We start from the raw sequence: 17,265 nt of genomic DNA, 5'->3' as shown, positions 1-17,265 counted from the left end.
GTCCGGCACCGACCTGGGAGCCACGCGGGCGCTAGCCGGGCGGGCCCGTCCGCGCGCCCCGGGACGGCAGGACCATCTCCAGCCACACCGTCTTGCCCGCCGCCGACGGGACCGAGCCCCAACTGCCCGCGAGCCGGTCCAGCATCATCAGGCCGTGGCCACCCGGCAGCGACGGGGCATGAGGACGGCGTACGGGAACGGCCTGGCTGCCGTCGCTCACCTCCACGCGGAGGTGGCCGTCCGCGTGACGCAGGACGAGTTCACGCGGGCCGCCCGCGTGCAGACAGGCATTGGTGACGACCTCGGAGACCAGCAGCAGCACATCGTCCACCCGCTCGGCATCCGCGGCGTCGGCCGTCGAGGTCCACCCCCAGTCGTCGAGCGCGCCGGCGGCGAAATCCCGGCAGCGGCTGACCACGCCCTTCACCCCGAACAAGGCCAGACGGCGGATCTGGCTGCGCCCGGCGAGTCCTGTGCCGCTCATCATTGTCTCCGCCACCTCGACTGCATTGTCTTCGCCATCTCGACCACCGCGCCCCGGACGCGACGCGCGATGCCTCCGCGCCGCCCTGGTCCGCCTCGTCCCCGCCGGTGCGCACACCCACGCGGTCGTCACCGCGGACACGGAGTCACCGGTCCACTTCGCCTCGGGCCGCCCGCGCACGTCCGCCGCGGACGTGGCCCGCACCTGGGGTGGGGTGACCCGTTAGGGAGAGTGCCCAATAGCCGCCGCTCTAGTTGCCCCGTACTGCGGCAAGACGCAAGTCGCTCATTCGGAGGAAAGGAAGACCCCGTCCAGGCCGTCGGTGTGGTGCTGGTGCGGTGTTGATCGGAGCCGTGCGGTGCACCCGGCGCCCGGCAGCGGACGCCGAGCCGCGGCCTCCCGGCGTGGTCGCCACCCGGGGTGACCCGCGTGGTGCCGGCGTTACGAGCCCGCGCCGCCGGGTACCCATGCACGGTCGCCGCACCCGCTCACGGCGACGGCATCGGGAGGCAGCCGTGGACGCATCGGTCGACCGGATCGCGGAGCCCTGGGGCAGCCGCACGCCCTACGGCAGGCACGAGACATGACCGGAACGCGTCGATGCCTATCTGACCGACGGGATCGACCCCGAAGACGAGCACCATCCCGCACTAGGGTCCGCCGACCCACGCCCTGCAGATGTTCCGTTACGCCGAGCAGGGCTCGATCCGCATGCTGTGGATCAGCGGCACCAATCCGGCGGTATCCCTGCCCGAGCTCGCCCGCATCCGCTCGATCCTGGCCCAGGACCGGCTGTTCGTCGTGGTTCAGGATCTTTTCCTGACCGAGACGGCCCACCTGGCCGACGTGGTGCTGCCGGCCGCCACCTGGGGCGAGAAGGTGGGCACGTTCACCAACGCAGACCGGACCGTGCACCTGTCGGACAAGGCCGTCGAGCCTCCCGGTGAGGCCAGGCCGGACCTGGACATCTTCCTCGACTACGCCTCCCGCATGGGCTTCAAGGACAAGGACGGCGGCCCCCTGATCACCTGGCACGACCCCGAGTCCGCCTTCGAGGCGTGGAAGGCCTGCAGCGCCGGCCGGCCGTGCGACTACACCGGACTCGGGTACGCCAAGCTCCGCGGCGGCAGCGGCATCCAGTGGCCGTGCAACGAGACGTTCCCGGAGGGCACCGACCGCCTCTACACGGAAGGGATCAGCTGGGCCCACCCCGATGTGTGCGAGTCGTACGGAAGAGACCTGACCGGCGCGTCCACCACGGTCGTCGAGTACAGGTCGCTCAACCCGGACGGCAAGGCCGTGATCAAAGCCGCCGGCTATCTGCCGTCGCACGAGGAACCCGGTGACACCTTCCCCTTCCAGCTCACCACCGGGAGGACCCTCTACCACTTCCACACCCGGACCAAGACCGGCCGCACCCCCCAGCTCAATGACGCCGCACCCGACGTCTGGGTGGAGGCGTCGGTCGAGGACGCCGGCGAACTCGGTCTGCACGAAGGTGCCTTGGTGGAGGTCGTCACCGATCGCGGGGCTCTGCGCGGGCGGCTGAGGGTGACCGACATCCGGCGCGGCCTGCTGTTCGTCCCCTTCCACTACGGCTACTGGGACACGCCCGCGGGCGATGGCCCCGACGCCTCCACCCCGGGGCGCGCCGCCAACGAGACGACGGTCACCGACTGGGACCCCGTCTCGAAACAGCCGCTGTTCAAGACGGCCGCGGCGGCTCTGCACCTCGTGGAACGCGGGAACGGGGCGACCGCGGACGCGCCCACCACGGCGGCGTCCGCCCCGGCAGCTTCCGCCCCGGCCGCAGGAGCCGCCGTCGTCACCCGCACTGCCGGCGGACCCTCGGCGCGTGCGTCCCAAACGCCGGGCGGCGCAGACAGCCGGCGCGACGGGAGCGGCGAGGGAAGGGCACCCAGCTGGTTCTGCGCACCGCGCACCGCGGTGAACTCGACCTCGCCGACGGGCTGTTGGCCGTTGCTGAACGGCACCGTGCCGAGCACGAGGTCCATCACGTCGCCATCGACCTGGCGGGCTGGTCGCGCGAACACGCCGCCCGGCTCGCGGCCGCCGGCCACGGCTACGATCTCGACCTGGACGGCCCGCCCGACGCCTCCGCGCCCTCCTTCTCCGGCACCCTGGCGGCCCTCGGGAGAAAGACCGCCGAAACGGGGGCGCACCGCCCGGAGCCCGGGCTGCTCCTCCTGCGTGACCTGTGCGAGCTGCATCTGGCCGCCTCGGAGCACTCGCTGCACTGGGAGATGCTCGCCCAGGCGGCGCAGGCCGCCCGGGACAGCGATCTGCTCCACCTGGTCACGTCCTGCCACCCGCAGACGCTGCGTCAGATGCGCTGGACCAACACCATGATCAAAATCCTCTCCCCGCAGGTGCTGACCAGTCTCTGACGCACCCCCGGGTCGAAGGAGCTCGTGGCTCAATACCATGCCGTCAAATCCGCAGGAACGAAGACAGCCACGTATCTTCCGGGATATATCCATCGTGGGAGCGATGCGCTGAGGACCGGCACCCAGAAGCTGGTTAAAAAACCGCGAAGCTGGTTTGATAACTCCACTGCAGTCCAGCCCGAGGAGCCACCGGTATGAAACAGGAACGTGCCGTGCGCACCCGTCAGTCGCTGATCCGCTCGGCGGCCGAGTCCTTCGAGCGGCACGGGTACGTGCAGGCCAGGCTGGCCGACATCAGTACCAACGCGGGCGTCAGCCTCGGCGCCCTCCACTTCCACTTCGAGAACAAGGCGGCGGTGGCCTCCGCGGTGGAGACCACGGCCGCCGCCGGCCTGCGCCGTGCCGGCCGGCTCGCCCAGCGCCCGGGTATGAACGCCCTGCAGCGGCTCACCCGGACCTCGCACGCCCTGGCCGACCAGCTGCACCGCGACGTCGTGTCGCGTGCGGGCCTGCGGCTGAGCGGTGACACGGCCCGCCTCAGCCGGGTGGACCTGCGCCAGGAATGGCAGGTGTGCGTACGGCAGTTGCTGACGGAGGCCCGCGACGAGCGGCTGCTCGTCGAGCATGTGGACCTCACGGCCATGGTCGCCACCATCGTCGCGGCCACCACCGGCTTCGGTCTGCTGGGCCGCAAGGATCCGCGATGGGTCTCCCCGGCCTCGCTCGCCGGGTTCTGGCGGCTTGTCATGCCGTGCCTGGTCGCTCCCGCGCCCGCCGAAACACTCGGCGAGGTCGTGGCGATCGGACCGAAGGCGGACGCCTCGGAGCGCGACTTCCTTGCGGTCGCCGGCTGAGGAAGACGGCGTACGCGGGCGGTCCGGCGGGTGCGACCCGCCGGACCGCAGGGGCGGTCGTTCACTGAGACCGCGATGCCGTGCCGGCCCCCGGTGATCCCGTCGCCCCGCTCAGGGAGAGACGCCGGCCGAGCGACCGGCCGGCCGAACCGCCCATCCCATCAAGCGAATTGACCGCGCGCTCCTCCAAGAGGCGCGGTGGTTCCGGGTGAACCCCGGATCCGGTGCCCGACGCCACCAGCCGGCCGAGGGCGGACTCCCGCGCAAGACGCGGCAGCAGAAGCTCCCAGAAGGCGGTCAGTGTGGCCGCCGACAGCCACTGGTCGTCCTGCTCGCCCAGCGCCTCGAACCCGGTCACCGCGGCCACCACCGCGAGCGCCGCGTCCTCGGTGGACACGTCCGGCGCCAGAGCCTTCTCCCGATACGCCCGCGCGCACATCGCCTCCACCCAGTCCTGCCAGGTGCGGTGCAGATCGGCGCTCACCCCGGTCGACTCCGGGCTGCCGCTCAGATGGAACCCGGCCCGCAGGACGACATCGTGGTGGAAGCCCCGCACCAGGGCGTGGCTTGCGTCGATGAGCAGTTGCAGCGCGCACTCCCGGGACGGGCCGCCTTCGGTGATCCGCCACAGCCGCTGCGCCGCCGTCTCCCACACCGCGCCGGCCAGCGCGGCCTTGCTCGCGAAGTGGAAGTGCAGTGCGCCGTTGCTCACGCCTGCCCGGGCACTGATCGTGGCGAGCGATGCCGTCTCGAACCCCTCACGGTCGAACAGCTCGGCGGCGGACTCGATCAACATGTTGCGCGTGCGTACCGCGCGTTCCTGTCTGGCCATCAAGGCGCTCCATTACTGCGCAGGGGTAACCGTGTTCGCCCGATACGGCGGGCCGTCGTCGTATGCAGCCGGAACACGGTCCGTGCCCCGGAACCGGGGCACGGGCGCAAGGCACCCTGGCTTACCCAGTCGGCAGACCTGAGCGTACCAAACCGGTCTTGCGGTTTTCTATGGCCGGGAGCTGGATGTGACGCGACCAGCGGTCACGAAAGGAGGGGCCGGAATCAGCCGCTAGACCGAGGTATGTCCGGTGCTCCCGAGCCGGACCTCGAGTCCGTCGAGGAACCGCTCCAGGCCATACCGGAAGTTCTCGTCGCGGATGGCCCTGGGATCCTTGCCGCGCTGGTCCGCGTAGCCCTTACGGAGCCGCGGGTAGGCCTGGGCCGCCTGCTCGGCCGCGGGCCACAGCCGCTCCACCCACTCCTGTTCGGACTGTCCGCTGCGGACGAGCATGGTCAGCCAGGCCGCCTCGCTGATCGCCGTACCGGTGACGTACGCGAAAAGGGTGCGCACCGCGTGGTCCGACTCGTCCAGCGGGAACCCGGCATCCTCGAACGTCGCGATCATGCGATCCGACAGCCGCATGAGATTGGGCCCGAGGTAGGCCACCCCGACTTCGCCGAGTACGGAGGCGATCCAGGGGTGTTGAAGGATCATCGCCCGCAGACTGTGGGCGCGCGCCGTCGTCGTCTCGCGCCAGTGCGCCGACGGCCCGGCGTCCGGATCGTCCAGCTCCCCGTACACCTCGTCCACCACGAGCTCGATGAGCTCATCCTTGTTGGCCACATGCCGGTAGAGCGAGGTGGCTCCCGCGTCGAGCCGGGTGCCGAGCTTGCGCATGCTCAGGGCGTCGATTCCCTCGGAGTCCAGCAGGCGTACGGCTTCCGCGACGATCTGCCCGCGGCTCAGCGCCGGCTGCTCGCGTCGCCCCCGCGGGCGGGTCCACACCGACGGAATCGGCGGTTGCTCGTCGCTCGGCATCGCGCTTCCTCATCTCCGTACGAAACTCAGGGAGCGGGTCGTGGAGGAGAGCGCCCGCCGTGCGAGCGCACGCCGTCGACCTGCTGCGTACACTGTTCGCGCCAGCGTACAGCCAGTAACAGGCAGCGAGGTTTCTTCCTGGATGAGTCGAGCACCGGGCAGGGGCGAAAGCGGCACGGTGGAGCGGGACATTCTGAGCGGCCCGAGTGGTGAGCGGAAGAGCCGGCCGAGCGGTGGAGCGGAGCGGGCCGGCCCCGCGGAAAGGCCCGGCCCGAGCGCCCGAGCGGTGGGGCCGGACCGCCCCACGGCGGCGGCCCCGCCCTCGGTAACGTGCTCAGCCGGCCGTCGCGGTCAACTCGCTCGCGGCGCGTTCCTTGGCTTCCGCCTGCGCCTGCGCGAGATTGCGCTTGGCCTCCGCATAGACGTGCGCGCCGCGCTCGGCGGTCATGTCCACCGAGGTCAGCACGGAGGAGATCACCACGCTCGGCAGGATGTGCCGCAGCAGGGTGGTCACCCGCCGGCCCAGATCCTGGTAGCTGCTCAGGGCGTGCGACATGGCCTGTATCCCGGCGTACGAGCCGACCAGGACGTCGGCCGTCTCGTCCGTCACCACGTGCGGCAGGAGTTCGCCCTGTTGCTGCGCCTCGCGCAGCAGGCTGCGCATCATCTCGCCCCAGGCGAGAAATGGGCCGGTGCGGTCGAGCCCCGAGGCCTGCTGGTCCAGCGTGAGATGCACGCTGGCGCGCACCATCTGACTGGTCTGGAGCCGGTGCGTGAAGAGCACGATCACGTCGACGACTTCTTGGACCTTGCACGGACGGAACGGGACGGCCAGTCCCTCGTCCTGCTCGTCGAGGAGCCCCAGCGCAAGGTGTTCCTTGGACTGGAAGTGGAAGTACAGCGCGCCCTTGGTGACGCCCGCCTCGTTCAGGATCTCGGAGATCGTGGCGGCCTGGTAGCCGCGCTCCTCGAAGACCTTGGCAGCTGCTTCGAGGATCGACCGCCGCGTACGGATTGCTCTGTCCTGCTTGGCCACTGTCCCCGCTCCGGGTCTATGAACCTTTCGGAGGTCCATGCAAAAAAACCGTCAAGTTCGTATCTTACAGTGTCAACCATCCGCAGGGCGCGGCGCTTACTCAGCCATTTTGGGAGAGAACATGACCGAAAATCTGGGCCCGGCCCCCGTCCTGCAAGGGCGGATCCGATGATCCTCGTCACCGGAGCGAGCGGCACCGTCGGCCGGCTTGTGCTCGACCGCCTCCCCGCCGACCTCGACGTACGCGCCCTGACGCGGAACCCGTCCCGCATCACCACGACTCGCCCTCGTACCGACATCGCCCAGGGCGACTACGCGGATCAGGCCTCCCTCGAACGTGCTCTGCGCGGAGTGCGCGGCGCCCTGCTCGTCACCAATCGCGTGACCAGTGACGACGACGCGCGCTTCCTTGCGGCCGCCCGCGCCGCCGGAGTCCAGCACATAGTGAAGCTCTCCGCAGCCGCTGTCCAGGACCCGGATGCCAACGACGTCATCACTTCCTGGCAGCGCACCAACGAAGAGCTGTTGCGCGCGAGCGGCATCGCGTGGACCCTGCTGCGACCGCGCGCCTTCATGTCCAACACCCTTTCCTGGGCGTCCTCCATACGGTCCGAGGGGGTGGTGCGCGCGCTCTACGGCACCGCGGCCAATGTGTGCGTCGACCCCCGCGACATCGCCGATGTCGCGGTCGAGGCGCTCACGGGGAGCGGTCACCACGGGCAGGCGTACACGCTGACCGGGCCCGAAGCCGTCTCCGCCGTTCAGCAGACCGGCGTGCTCGCCCGGGTGCTGGGCATCCCCCTGCGTTTCGAGGAACTCTCGCCCGACGACGCCGTCACGGCGTGGTCGCTCCGGTATCCCGAGGCGCTGGCCAAGGCGCTCCTGCACAGCGCGGAGCGCCAACGGGCCGGTGCGAAGCGGGAGATGGACCCCACCGTGTCGGTCGTCACCGGACGCCCCGCCCGGTCGTACGCCACCTGGGCCGCCGACCATGCCGGATCCTTCGCGGCACTTGGAGGGACTGAATGGGCGCCGGAGTCCGAGCCGGTGCGAAGCCCGGCGACGGGGACGGCCTGAGGGAGCTGGGGTGGCCGCGCGGAGCAGCCCGGTGGTGCCGGCCATGGTGTGGTGCGGCGTGCCGTCAGCGATGAGCGTCCCGTCAGCGATGAGTGTCGGCCGCGCCGATCACGCAGCTGAAGACCTGTTCGCCGTTCTGGGTGCCGGTCACCAGAACGGCGACCTCCTGCGGACCGCCCGGTATCCGGCAGGCCTCGATGGTGCAGGGAGCGTCCAGCTCGGTGTAGCGCAGGAACTCGCTTTCGACGCGCAGGGGCAGCAGGGGCGAGTGCTGCGGGTCCGACCCCAGCAGAAGCGCGGTCGCGGCCTGCCGGGCGGCCTCCAGGAGGACCATGCCCGGCACGTGGTCCACCGGGTGGTCGAAGAGTATGGGGTGGCGCGTGTCCACCCGCAGCCGCCACCGGTCGGCCTCGTTCGAGGGGGACAGGACCACGTCGATGGGCGACATGCGGCCCACGCTCTGCGGCGAGACCGGGGCGGTCAGTTGGGGCGCGGCTCCTTCGCCGGACCGCGGACGGTCGCCACGGAGCCTGCGGTACACCTCCGGCGTGACGCAGGTGTACATGGCGCCCCCGGTGGCGACGATCTCCCCGTCCCGGCGGATCACCGCGTCGTAGCGGGTTCCGGCAAACGCCTTCCTGCGCCACTTCACCTCGCTGCACGTGACGTGCAGGTCGAGCGCCGCCGGGGTGTCACCCACATGCAGTTGGTCCGGCCGCACGGAGACCGTCAAGTCCTTCATCATGAATTGATGGCCGAGCGGAACGGTGAATTCCGCGTGAGCCAGCAGAGAACCGACCTGGCGGATTGTTTCCGTAACCATCAGAGGGTCGTAATGCGTCCCGTTGACCGGGGTGTAGAAGCTGTGGCTCCGCGGCAGTTGGGCGGTGATCTGGAACGAGGCGTCGTCCAGCCGCTCCCAGCCGGTGAGCAGCACCTCCGCCACGGCGGCCCGGTGCACGAATTCCTGGGGAACTGTCGTTGTGAGATGGGGATAACGGAACATCGGAGGTGCGGCGACCCCTGTATCCTCGATTGCTGTCGACAGGTCCGCCGGCGTGTGAAAGCGGAATGTGCTTGTGGACATGACTCCCCCAGGATCCGCGCTTTGAGCGAAGCGGCACAAGACGTGGGACGGCCCCTCGCAAGCTCGAAGATACATACCAGCCGGTTTAATTTCCAGCCTTGAGGGAGATCACCTCCGTCAAAAAGTGGCGCGTCCGCTCCCTCTCCGTCCCTGAGCCGGCCGGCCGCTGTGGCCGGATTCGAGATGCGTCACGGCCGCTGGTTAGAGTCCTGGCATGAGCAGCACAGCAGTGGAGAGCCCGAACAACCGCGCCGCCGAGATCAGTGTCGTAGCCGCCCTGATGGGGGTGATGGCTGCCACCGGAAGCCTGGCAACCGGCACGGTCTTCCTGCCTCTGACACTGGGATGGGTGATCCTCATCCTGCTGTGCTCGCTCGTCGCGATCGTCTCGGGCCACATCGGGCGCCGCCGGGCACGCCGCCGGGGGCTGCCCGGCCGCTGGCTCGCCCTCGCCTCGATCGTGACCGCGTATCTGACCCTGCTCTACGTACTGCTCATGGTGCTGCTGCTGATCGGCGTGATCGCCGGACTTGCCGTGGTCGTCGACGGCTGAGGGCGCTGCGCTACGCCTGCTGCCGTTCCCAATCGGCCCTGGTGAGCCGGTACTCGACCTCGCCATGCTCGGACCCCGGGATCGCGTCCGGATAGTCCCCGGTGAAGCTTCGCTCGAACGTCAGGCCCGACTTCTCCATCACACGCCGGGAGCGGGTGTTCACCGTCATGGTGTTCGCGGTGACCGTCTCCACGCCGAGCTCGACGAATCCCTTGTCGATCAGGGCCCGAGCGCCTTCGGTGGCGTAACCCCTGCCCCAGGCCGCCTTGTTGAGCCGGTAGCCGAGTTCGACGACGGCCGCGCTCGCGTCGTCGAGGGGGCGGAACTCGAACCACCCGAGGAAGAGCCCGCTGATCCGCTCCTCCGCGGCCCAGTAACCGCGGTGCCCCCAGCACGGGTAGTCGTGCAGCAGGCGGGGCAGCGTCCGCGTCCTGATCGTCTCGGGGGAGGTGGACCGGCCGCCGGTGATGAAGCGGACCACGTCGGGGTCGTTGTCCAACGCGATCAGATGGTCCGCGTCGGCTCCGGTGAAGGAACGCAGTACCAGCCGCTCGGTTTCGAGGAAGAGGGACATGGAGCGATCTTCACCACGGAGGGCCCGGTCCGCCACCCGATATCGGCGGCGGACATTCGCGGGTCGCCCCGAGCACACCTCGGCTCCCGGCGCGGCCGGCACACCATGAGGGTGTGCCGGCCCCACCGGGAGCTCCTCCTGCTGGCTGCGTGCGACCGTCAGACGCGGTCGGCCGCGATGAGGACGTACTGGAACGAGCCGTCCTTGTAGGAGTTGATGAATGCCTCCTCGATACCCGTGACCAGGGACGAGGTGGCGCGGAGCTCCCAGTACGGCAGGGTGTCGGGAGTCAGGTCGATGACCGCCTGCGGGACGAGACGGTTGTCGACCATGGCCCGCAGGTACTCACGACGTGAGTGGATGTTGCACTCGAAGTGTGCGTTGATCTGCGAGACCCACTTGGAGGGCTGGCCGTACTTGGGGTTCCAGCAGCCGGTGATCGTCACGTACCGGCCGCCGGGGGTCAGGATGCGGGCGTGCTCGGCGAAGAGGTCGTGCAGGTCGACGTACATGCTCGACTCGTTGTTCCATGAGCCCGCGGCCTCTCCGGTCGCGAACGGCATGTCCAGCATGTTGCAGACCCGGGACCGCACGGAGCTGTCGATGCCGAGGTCACGGGCGCGCTGGTTGGCGAAGTCGGCCTGCTTGGCCGAGAGGGTGACGCCCTCGACCGTGCAGCCGAACCGCTGATGGGCCATGACCATGGAGCCGCCCCGGCCGCAGCCGGCGTCCACCAGGGTGGCGCCGGGGGCGATGGGCCCGAGGTGGTCGAGCAGCACGTCCGACTGTGCGGACTCCAGGCGGTGCAGCTCCGCGATCAGCTTCGTGTCCCGGTCGGGGGCGCCGGGCGCCGCGAGCGCCGCGTGGTCGACATCGCCGATGCCGTAGTGGTGGTGGTAGAGGCCGTCGACATCGCCGAGACGCAGGTTCACCGGCCGGGCCTCGTGGTCCCAGTACCGGGCGATGTCGTCCTGGTAGGGCGTGGCCGGGGCAGGGATGGTCGCGGTGCTGATGGTGGGTTCGACGTTCGTGGACACGATAAGTCCCCTTTGCTTACCAGAAGTCGGGCAGTGAGTAGCGGTAGGTATTGGTCTGATGCCAGTGGTGGTTGCCGTCGACCCACGCCGCCACTCCGTGCAGAAAACGGATCACTTGGGGCGCGGGACAGGCGACGGCCAGAGCGGAGGCCTCGGCCTCGAACTCGTGCATGAGCTCGTTGTGGACCTCGACCGCCTTGAGGTACGCCTCGCGCGGCCCGCAGCTGTCGCTCTCGGCGATCACCACGGGCAGGTTGAGATGGCGGCCGGGGGCGTCGAGTTCCTTGGTGTAGGAGTACAGGTCGTTGACGATCGTGGTGGCGTTGGAGGCGAGCGCGATGATCCTCTGCATGGCGGGCCGGGCATGCAGATCGGCGGGGAGCTCGTAGCCACCGACCGTGTCGGTGATGGTCGGGCACGGGCGGAAGTTGTTGAACTGCCGCATCGCCAGGTACTCCCAGACCTCGGGCATGTACTCGGTCTGCGCCCACGCGGCCTCGGCGAGGTAGCCCAGGTGCAGCCGGGCCATGTCATGCCGGTAGCGGTCGGCCTGCGAGGCACTCGCGGCTTGGACGAAGTACTCCATGGCCGACCGGTACGCCCGGCGCGGGGCGTCGCTGAACAGCGACTGCGCCCATGGCACTTGGTGTTCCCGTGTGGTGTGGAGCGGGTCGAGAGCGGTGTGCGCCAGCAGCAGCCGTCCGCCGAGACCCACGGGCGAGCCGCCGTGGTCCTCGCAGTAACAGTCGTCGAGGGCGTTCTCCGCGGCCATCAGCCGGGTCGCGACCATCAGGTGCTCGATGGTCGGCGCGTCGGGGTGGCACGCCACCATGTAGCGGCCGAGGGCGAACCCGTCGAACTGGTCCTCCCACTCCGGCGGATACAGCTCGACCTCGCGCACCGCCCAGTCCTTGATCCTTCGGCTCACCTCCGCCACCCGCACCGGGTCGGGCTCCGGCACGGGATGGTGGTAGAGACCCGGCACCGGGGTGCCGGCCGCCGATGCCTCGACACGGGGCATGAGCCGCAGACCGCTCGTGCCCAGCCCGTTGGGCCCGCGCAGGACACGTTCCAGGACCTCGGGGCTCATGGGGGTCACCCCGTACGGCCTTGCCTCGGGCAGGTCCGGTACGTCCACCAGGTCCGGTACGGTCCCGTCGTCCGGCACGGCGTGGGTCTCCGCGACGCCCTCCGCGCCCGCGCCCATGGAGGGTTCGGCGGCCGGAGGGGTGGACGAGTGGATGGGGGGATGGGCGGCTGCGCCGACGGGCGGATGCGCGGGCGGATTTGGGGCATTGGCGGAGCGCGGCACACCCGTGCCGTCGACACCCGGGCCGTCGGCACAGGTGCCATCAGCACACATGGTGCCGCCGACGTCCGGTGCGACGGGCTCCGCTGTCGTGACCTGCGGGACCATGTGCACCTGCACTGGACTGAGGTCGGGGACGGGCATCCATTGCTCCTTGCGTGAGGCGGATTGTTCCGAGCGCACTCGACGTGCCCGGAAGGAGTGCCGGACCGGCGAGCTGGGCGTGCGGAGAGCGGGGGAGTAGGCGCCACCGGACGGGAGTCGGCGGTAGGCCAACTCCGCGCTCCGCGACGGCACTTATGTCGTAACGGCCCTCCGCCCGTGCCCGCGCCGGAGGCATGCGGCTGGGCCCCGGGGCGCATCCGGGGTCCGGTGAGCCGCGGGGGCATCGGCATGCAAGGCGTCAGCGTGCACGAGGGATACGGGAGCCGCCGATGGCCCAACCGACGTCATTCCCCGTTGTGTTGGGGCGACCGGTGTCGGCGGCCCGGTCCGGCACCGAATGCCCCGGCAGGTCGGCGGGAGCCGGTGTGACGTGGCCGTGGCACACGCCGACCCTGCGGGGGCTTCCTCGACGGAGGACGGTCGGGTGGGTCAGCGCCAGCGGCTGACTTCCACGTTCTCCAGGACGCCGAGCGCGTCGGGCACCAGGATGGCGGCCGAGTAGTAGGCCGTGACCAGGTAGGAGATGATCGCCTGCTCGTCGATGCCCATGAACCGCACGGACAGCCCCGGCTCGATCTCGTCCGGGATGCCCGACTGGCGCAGGCCGATGACGCCCTGGTTGTCCTCGCCGGTACGCATGCAGATGATCGAGGTCGTCCGCGTGTCGCTGAGCGGGATCTTCCCGCAGGGGTAGATCGGCACACCGCGCCAGGCCGGGAGGCGGTGACCGTCGACCTCGACGGACTCGGGCACCAGGCCTCGCTTGTTGCACTCGCGGCCGAAGGCGGCGATGGCCTTGGGGTGGGCGAGGAAGAGCTTGGAGCCACGGCGCCGGGAGAGCAGCTCGTCCATGTCGTCGGGGCTCGGTACACCGTCGTGCGGCTGGAGCCGCTGGCCGTAGTCGCAGTTGGTGAGCAGACCGAACTCGGGGTTGTTGATGAGCTCGTGTTCCTGGCGCTCGCGCAGCGCCTCGACGGTGAGCCTGAGCTGGTGCTCGGTCTGGTTCATCGGCTGGTTGTAGAGGTCGGCCACCCGGCTGTGGACCTTCAACACCGTTTGCGCGACGGAGAGTTCGTACTCGCGCGGCGCGCCCTCATAGTCGACGTACGTGTGCGGGATGACCGCTTCGCCGACGTGGCCGGCGGAGAGATCGATCGCCGCCTCGCCGTACTTGTTGGTCGCGCGGTCCGGCTGCTCCGACGTCGCCTGCAAGTGCTGGTTCAGGCTCTCGGAGCGTTCGGCGAGGTTGAGCAGGTCCGACCTGGTGAGCTCCAGCACCGTGCACGCAGTGGTGGCGCGGACGGTGTGCTCCCACTGCGCCTCGGAATCCACCAGCGCGCGCTCACCGAAGTAGGCGCCGTCCGCGAGGAAACCCAGCTCCGTGTCGTCGCCGTAGGGGCCGGTGCCGACCTTGGCCACCCGGCCGTGGGCGAGCAGGAACACCCGGTCGCTTGCCGTCCCGGAGTTCGCGATGACCTCACCTGCGGCGAACTCCCGCTGCGTGCAACGATTCGCCAGCTCGGTCAGAGCCTCTTGGTCGTCGTAGTCGCGCAGTGCGGGAAGCTCGCTGAGCTCCGCCGGGATCACCTGTACGCGGCCGCCGGTCTGGATGAAGTCGACCCGGCCGTCCCCGACCGTGTAGCTCAGCCGCCTGTTGACCCGGTACGTACCGCCCTGTACCTGGACCCACGGCAGCTTCCGCAGCAGCCAACGGGAGCTGATCTCCTGCATCTGCGGAGCGGACTTGGTGGTGGTCGCCAAGTTCCGTGCGGCAGCCGTCCCGAGACTCTGCTGGCCACTCGTGGCCGTCCCTGTCGTCTCCGCACCCGTATCGACCGACATGACTCCCCAATCACTGACTTACGCTGGCATTTCACCCTGGCATGCTGCGACTTCAGCGTGACAGAGGAAAGGGGAGCCGCCCATTCCCCAGATGGTGCATAGCGGAGCGTCCCGTTCGAAATACGCACGAGCGGGCTGTGGCGGCCGCAAACATGCAAGCCGCCGATTTGGCGCAATCCAGTGCTCAATGAGAAAGGAATGGCTGATAGGCACCTATGGGGCGCGTGGGGCGCGTGGGACGGTGTGCACCACAGCCGGTGCGGCGGGGCGCCGTCGGCTCGGCTGCCCTGCGGGGGCCGCCGACGCACGGCTCAGGCGCGGGCTTCGCCGCTGCGGGCCGGGCCCGCCGTGCGGATTCCGGCCGCCCTCACCACGTGAACCAGCCGGGCGTGGCCGCGTAGTCCTGCGGGGTGTAGTCGCACCGGGCCGCGTCGAACGGCTCGGCCGCGGTGGCCCGTTTCGCCAGGCGTTCACCGGCGGCGTCCACGGTGTCGGCGGCGACGACGAGCGCGAGGACGCTCACCAGGCAGCCGGCGACGAGTCTGCGCGAGGCCACCGCGCCCCGGGAGTCCGCGGCGATCGCGCACGCGATGGAGACGATCACGGCGGCTGCGACGAGAGCCAGGGCGGTGAGGGTGAGATGGTCCAGATGGGCGGAGTGATGGCACAGCACATACCGGCGCCCCGACCGGGACGCCCGCCAGCGCTCCCAGAAGGCGGCGGAGCTCAGCAGACACCCCGCCGCGACGAGATGCCAGGATCGAAAGGTGAACCGGCGCGTGGTGTCGGGCACCGCCGCGCCCGTGGTGTCCGTACCGCTCATTGCTCCCCCTGTCCGATGTGATGTGCCCCATGCCCGCGGGCGCCATGTGGTGGCCGGCGACCCTCGTATGCGGGGTGCTCCGTCGGTCTGCCGGTCCGGCGCCGCGGATCAGGCAGGCGCCTCGCTCGCTCGGACGGCGGCCGTGAGGTCGTTGGTCACCATGACGTGGGCCAGTCTCGCCGCGAGCGTGATGACCGGCTCCCACGCAGGCGATGCGAGGTACTCCTCGTCGCTCGCATCCCGTCCCACGGCGGACTCCACGGCGCCGTATGCCTGGCCCAGCTGTCGCATGAGCGCGACCTCTTCCTCCGTGCGCAGGCTCCTGCCCAGCCAGGGAGCGGGGTCCTCGGCATCACAGAAGTCGTCGAAGAGTGCGGTGACCACATAGGTCAGACTCTCGAACTCCGCCCGGCGCAGCCACACTTCACGCTGCCAGGACGGAGTCGCGAGTGAGAGGACCGCCTGTACGACGTGGAGCCGGTAGACGGGGAGCGCTATGCCGTGATCGACCATCCGGCGAGTCTACTGACCAGCCGGCCCCGCTCTTGCTCGGCTGAGCAAACAGCGCTACCGTCTTGCTCATGCAAGCAAAGGGCAGCGCGGGCAAGCAAAAGGCGGGTCCGTCGTTCACGGAGACGGGCCGGCGGGCGCAGATCGTCGCCGCCGCGATCGAGACCATCGCCGACCTCGGCTACCACCGGGCGTCGTTCGCGAGGATCGCGGAGCGCGCCGGGCTGAGCAGCACGGGGATGATCTCCTACCACTTCAAGGGCCGTGGCGATCTGATGCGCGAGGTCGTCACGGAGGTGATGCAGCTGGCGGACCGTTACATCCGGCCCAGGATCGAGGCCCACGAGAGCTACGGCGCCCGCCTGCGCGCCTCCATCGAGGGCAACCTCGATCTGCTCGCCGAGTATCCGAAGCACCTCGTGGCGCTCGTCGAGATCCTTTCCAACCTGCGGGGCGGCGATCCCGGGATGCTCGCGTTCCTCGACGGGTCGGAGGCGATCCTCGCCCTCCAGGTGGAGCAGATCCGCAAGGCGCAACGGGCCGGTGAGTTCCGCGACTTCGACCCGTGGGTCATGATGCGCGCGATCCGCGCCTCCATCGACGACGTGGTACGGCGCGCGACCCACGATCCCGCCCTCGACGTGCGAGCCGCCGGAAGGGAGCTGGCCGACCTGTTCGACCGCGCCACCCGCACTACGCCATGACGACAGCACATACGGGGGAACCGACATGACGTCACAGCCAGCACGACCGTCACAGCCGGCAGAGTCGGCACGACCGTCACAGCCAGCACAGACGGCACGACCGTCACAGCCCGCGCAGCCCGCACAACCAACGCCGCATCCGCAGACCGGCATGGTGATCCAGGTGCCCCGGGAACGGCGTACGGCGGCGTTGCGCCGGCGCCTCATCGCGCAGCTCCTCTTCGAACTCGTCCTGCCGCTCGGCTCCTACTACGGCCTGCGCGCGCTCGGTGCGGGTCAGTGGCTCTCGATGATCGTCGGCGGTGCGCTGCTGCTGCCGTGGATCGCGTACGGAATGGTGCGACAGCGCCGCGTCGAGGCGATGGCGGTGTTCACACTGAGCTTGGTGGTGGCCGGCACGCTCTTGAGCCTGATCACCGGCAGCCCGCGAGCGCTGATGATCCGGGACAGCTGGCTGACCGCCACGATCGGCCTGTGGGTGCTCGGCACCCTGGTCACCCGGCGCCCGTTCATGATGTCCGCCGCGCGCGGCATCGTCATCGCCAAGGTCGGCGAGGAGGGACTCGCCGTATGGGAGGCGCGGTGGGACGCGGAGCCGGAGTTCCGCTACCACCTTCGTGTGATCACGGCGATCTGGGGCTCGGTCTTCCTGCTCGACTCGGTGCTGCGGGTGGTACTGGCGTACACGATCTCGGTGGACGCCTTCCCGCTCACCAGCACCGTGCTCTGGCTGGTGCTCCTCGGAGGCCTGATCGCCTTCCACAACTGGTACATCACGCGCAACGGTCTGAAGGTCTAGGCCACGCCATGGAGTTCGACGTCGATGTTCCGCTCCGCGAGGCGCTCACCCGCTGGTTCGGGGCCCCGCGAGCTGCGACCGTACGGGGGTGACGGTCGCAGCCGACAGCGGCCGTCGGCGTGTGCCGACGGCTGCTGGAGGCGTCCTGGTCGAGCGTCCCGCTGGACCGACGGCTGCTGGAGGCGTCCTG

The 17,265-nt window shown here is 69.8% G+C and carries 17 protein-coding genes and 1 pseudogene; 7 read left to right on the top strand and 11 right to left on the bottom strand.

Annotated features, from left to right (window positions below; genetic code table 11):
* Nucleotides 1-31 precede the first annotated feature (31 nt).
* Nucleotides 32-484 (bottom strand): ATP-binding protein, encoded by a 453-nt coding sequence (locus AB0D31_RS13325; protein ID WP_362721249.1) that lies wholly within the window; start codon nt 482-484, stop codon nt 32-34.
* A gap of 639 nt (nt 485-1,123) precedes the next feature.
* On the opposite strand from AB0D31_RS13325, the pseudogene AB0D31_RS13320 reads away from it, so the two are divergent.
* From AB0D31_RS13320 to AB0D31_RS13310, 3 genes and pseudogenes are all read left to right on the top strand, one after another.
* Nucleotides 1,124-2,353, top strand: a pseudogene (locus AB0D31_RS13320) (molybdopterin dinucleotide binding domain-containing protein); the annotation flags it as partial.
* Between the two features lie 53 nt (nt 2,354-2,406).
* Nucleotides 2,407-2,892, top strand: a complete 486-nt coding sequence (locus AB0D31_RS13315) for a hypothetical protein (protein WP_362721387.1) — start codon at nt 2,407-2,409, stop codon at nt 2,890-2,892.
* A 194-nt stretch (nt 2,893-3,086) separates the two neighbouring features.
* A complete protein-coding gene (locus tag AB0D31_RS13310; protein ID WP_362721246.1) occupies nt 3,087-3,746 on the top strand; it encodes a ScbR family autoregulator-binding transcription factor in 660 nt (219 codons plus the stop codon).
* 61 nt (nt 3,747-3,807) lie between these two features.
* Here AB0D31_RS13310 and AB0D31_RS13305 read toward each other — a convergent pair whose 3' ends face one another.
* The 3 genes from AB0D31_RS13305 to AB0D31_RS13295 all read right to left on the bottom strand — a co-directional run bounded on the left by AB0D31_RS13305 (nt 3,808) and on the right by AB0D31_RS13295 (nt 6,595).
* A complete protein-coding gene (locus tag AB0D31_RS13305; RefSeq protein WP_362721243.1) occupies nt 3,808-4,578 on the bottom strand; it encodes a ScbR family autoregulator-binding transcription factor in 771 nt (256 codons plus the stop codon).
* Nucleotides 4,579-4,809: 231 nt separating this feature from the next.
* Nucleotides 4,810-5,559, bottom strand: a complete 750-nt coding sequence (locus AB0D31_RS13300) for a TetR/AcrR family transcriptional regulator (protein WP_362721240.1) — start codon at nt 5,557-5,559, stop codon at nt 4,810-4,812.
* A gap of 334 nt (nt 5,560-5,893) precedes the next feature.
* Entirely contained in the window at nt 5,894-6,595 is a 702-nt protein-coding gene (locus AB0D31_RS13295; RefSeq protein ID WP_362721237.1) for a ScbR family autoregulator-binding transcription factor, read from the bottom strand.
* A gap of 168 nt (nt 6,596-6,763) precedes the next feature.
* Between AB0D31_RS13295 and AB0D31_RS13290 the strand changes: the two genes are divergently transcribed.
* Nucleotides 6,764-7,672 (top strand): NAD(P)H-binding protein, encoded by a 909-nt coding sequence (locus tag AB0D31_RS13290; RefSeq protein WP_362721235.1) that lies wholly within the window; start codon nt 6,764-6,766, stop codon nt 7,670-7,672.
* An 82-nt stretch (nt 7,673-7,754) separates the two neighbouring features.
* On the opposite strand, the gene AB0D31_RS13285 is transcribed toward AB0D31_RS13290, so the two are convergent.
* Nucleotides 7,755-8,678: a ScbA/BarX family gamma-butyrolactone biosynthesis protein gene (locus AB0D31_RS13285; protein WP_362721232.1), complete on the bottom strand. Its 924-nt coding sequence runs from the start codon at nt 8,676-8,678 to the stop codon at nt 7,755-7,757.
* 295 nt (nt 8,679-8,973) lie between these two features.
* Here AB0D31_RS13285 and AB0D31_RS13280 point away from each other — a divergent pair, with 295 nt between their 5' ends.
* Nucleotides 8,974-9,312 carry a DUF4190 domain-containing protein gene (locus AB0D31_RS13280; RefSeq protein ID WP_362721229.1) on the top strand — a complete coding sequence of 113 codons (339 nt, stop codon included), beginning with the start codon at nt 8,974-8,976 and terminating at the stop codon, nt 9,310-9,312.
* A 10-nt stretch (nt 9,313-9,322) separates the two neighbouring features.
* Here AB0D31_RS13280 and AB0D31_RS13275 read toward each other — a convergent pair whose 3' ends face one another.
* The 6 genes from AB0D31_RS13275 to AB0D31_RS13250 all read right to left on the bottom strand — a co-directional run bounded on the left by AB0D31_RS13275 (nt 9,323) and on the right by AB0D31_RS13250 (nt 15,575).
* Entirely contained in the window at nt 9,323-9,886 is a 564-nt protein-coding gene (locus AB0D31_RS13275) for a GNAT family N-acetyltransferase (protein ID WP_362721226.1), read from the bottom strand.
* A gap of 158 nt (nt 9,887-10,044) precedes the next feature.
* Nucleotides 10,045-10,923, bottom strand: coding sequence for a geranyl diphosphate 2-C-methyltransferase (locus AB0D31_RS13270; protein WP_362721224.1), 879 nt, complete (start codon nt 10,921-10,923; stop codon nt 10,045-10,047).
* A gap of 16 nt (nt 10,924-10,939) precedes the next feature.
* The gene (locus AB0D31_RS13265; RefSeq protein ID WP_362721221.1) at nt 10,940-12,376 is read right to left on the bottom strand and encodes a family 2 encapsulin nanocompartment cargo protein terpene cyclase; all 1,437 of its coding nucleotides are present in this window, start codon (nt 12,374-12,376) and stop codon (nt 10,940-10,942) included.
* A gap of 450 nt (nt 12,377-12,826) precedes the next feature.
* Nucleotides 12,827-14,239: a family 2B encapsulin nanocompartment shell protein gene (locus tag AB0D31_RS13260; RefSeq protein WP_362721218.1), complete on the bottom strand. Its 1,413-nt coding sequence runs from the start codon at nt 14,237-14,239 to the stop codon at nt 12,827-12,829.
* Nucleotides 14,240-14,606: 367 nt separating this feature from the next.
* Nucleotides 14,607-15,062 (bottom strand): hypothetical protein, encoded by a 456-nt coding sequence (locus tag AB0D31_RS13255; RefSeq protein ID WP_362721215.1) that lies wholly within the window; start codon nt 15,060-15,062, stop codon nt 14,607-14,609.
* A gap of 108 nt (nt 15,063-15,170) precedes the next feature.
* Nucleotides 15,171-15,575 (bottom strand): hypothetical protein, encoded by a 405-nt coding sequence (locus AB0D31_RS13250; RefSeq protein ID WP_362721212.1) that lies wholly within the window; start codon nt 15,573-15,575, stop codon nt 15,171-15,173.
* Nucleotides 15,576-15,643: 68 nt separating this feature from the next.
* On the opposite strand from AB0D31_RS13250, the gene AB0D31_RS13245 reads away from it, so the two are divergent.
* On the top strand, nt 15,644-16,276 hold the full coding sequence (locus tag AB0D31_RS13245) for a TetR/AcrR family transcriptional regulator (RefSeq protein WP_362721209.1): 633 nt from the start codon (nt 15,644-15,646) through the stop codon (nt 16,274-16,276).
* Nucleotides 16,277-16,427: 151 nt separating this feature from the next.
* Nucleotides 16,428-17,075, top strand: coding sequence for a VC0807 family protein (locus tag AB0D31_RS13240; RefSeq protein ID WP_362721206.1), 648 nt, complete (start codon nt 16,428-16,430; stop codon nt 17,073-17,075).
* The last annotated feature ends 190 nt before the right edge of the window (nt 17,076-17,265 follow it).

Origin of the sequence: Streptomyces sp. NPDC048361 (assembly GCF_040651795.1) — a bacterium.
GTDB lineage: Bacteria > Actinomycetota > Actinomycetes > Streptomycetales > Streptomycetaceae > Streptomyces.
The sequence above is the reverse complement of the archived record's forward strand: the minus strand, read 5'-3'. Positions and strand labels throughout refer to the sequence as shown.

What these genes read in the sequence shown, in the direction of transcription:
- AB0D31_RS13285 (WP_362721232.1), bottom strand. Translation starts at nt 8,678, where the DNA reads ATGTTCCGTTATCCCCATCTCACAACGACAGTTCCCCAGGAATTCGTG.
- AB0D31_RS13240 (WP_362721206.1), top strand. Translation starts at nt 16,428, where the DNA reads ATGGTGATCCAGGTGCCCCGGGAACGGCGTACGGCGGCGTTGCGCCGG.
- AB0D31_RS13310 (WP_362721246.1), top strand. Translation starts at nt 3,087, where the DNA reads ATGAAACAGGAACGTGCCGTGCGCACCCGTCAGTCGCTGATCCGCTCG.
- AB0D31_RS13245 (WP_362721209.1), top strand. Translation starts at nt 15,644, where the DNA reads ATGCAAGCAAAGGGCAGCGCGGGCAAGCAAAAGGCGGGTCCGTCGTTC.
- AB0D31_RS13255 (WP_362721215.1), bottom strand. Translation starts at nt 15,062, where the DNA reads ATGAGCGGTACGGACACCACGGGCGCGGCGGTGCCCGACACCACGCGC.
- AB0D31_RS13280 (WP_362721229.1), top strand. Translation starts at nt 8,974, where the DNA reads ATGAGCAGCACAGCAGTGGAGAGCCCGAACAACCGCGCCGCCGAGATC.
- AB0D31_RS13325 (WP_362721249.1), bottom strand. Translation starts at nt 484, where the DNA reads ATGAGCGGCACAGGACTCGCCGGGCGCAGCCAGATCCGCCGTCTGGCC.
- AB0D31_RS13250 (WP_362721212.1), bottom strand. Translation starts at nt 15,575, where the DNA reads ATGGTCGATCACGGCATAGCGCTCCCCGTCTACCGGCTCCACGTCGTA.
- AB0D31_RS13260 (WP_362721218.1), bottom strand. Translation starts at nt 14,239, where the DNA reads ATGTCGGTCGATACGGGTGCGGAGACGACAGGGACGGCCACGAGTGGC.
- AB0D31_RS13300 (WP_362721240.1), bottom strand. Translation starts at nt 5,559, where the DNA reads ATGCCGAGCGACGAGCAACCGCCGATTCCGTCGGTGTGGACCCGCCCG.
- AB0D31_RS13305 (WP_362721243.1), bottom strand. Translation starts at nt 4,578, where the DNA reads ATGGCCAGACAGGAACGCGCGGTACGCACGCGCAACATGTTGATCGAG.
- AB0D31_RS13290 (WP_362721235.1), top strand. Translation starts at nt 6,764, where the DNA reads ATGATCCTCGTCACCGGAGCGAGCGGCACCGTCGGCCGGCTTGTGCTC.
- AB0D31_RS13265 (WP_362721221.1), bottom strand. Translation starts at nt 12,376, where the DNA reads ATGCCCGTCCCCGACCTCAGTCCAGTGCAGGTGCACATGGTCCCGCAG.
- AB0D31_RS13275 (WP_362721226.1), bottom strand. Translation starts at nt 9,886, where the DNA reads ATGTCCCTCTTCCTCGAAACCGAGCGGCTGGTACTGCGTTCCTTCACC.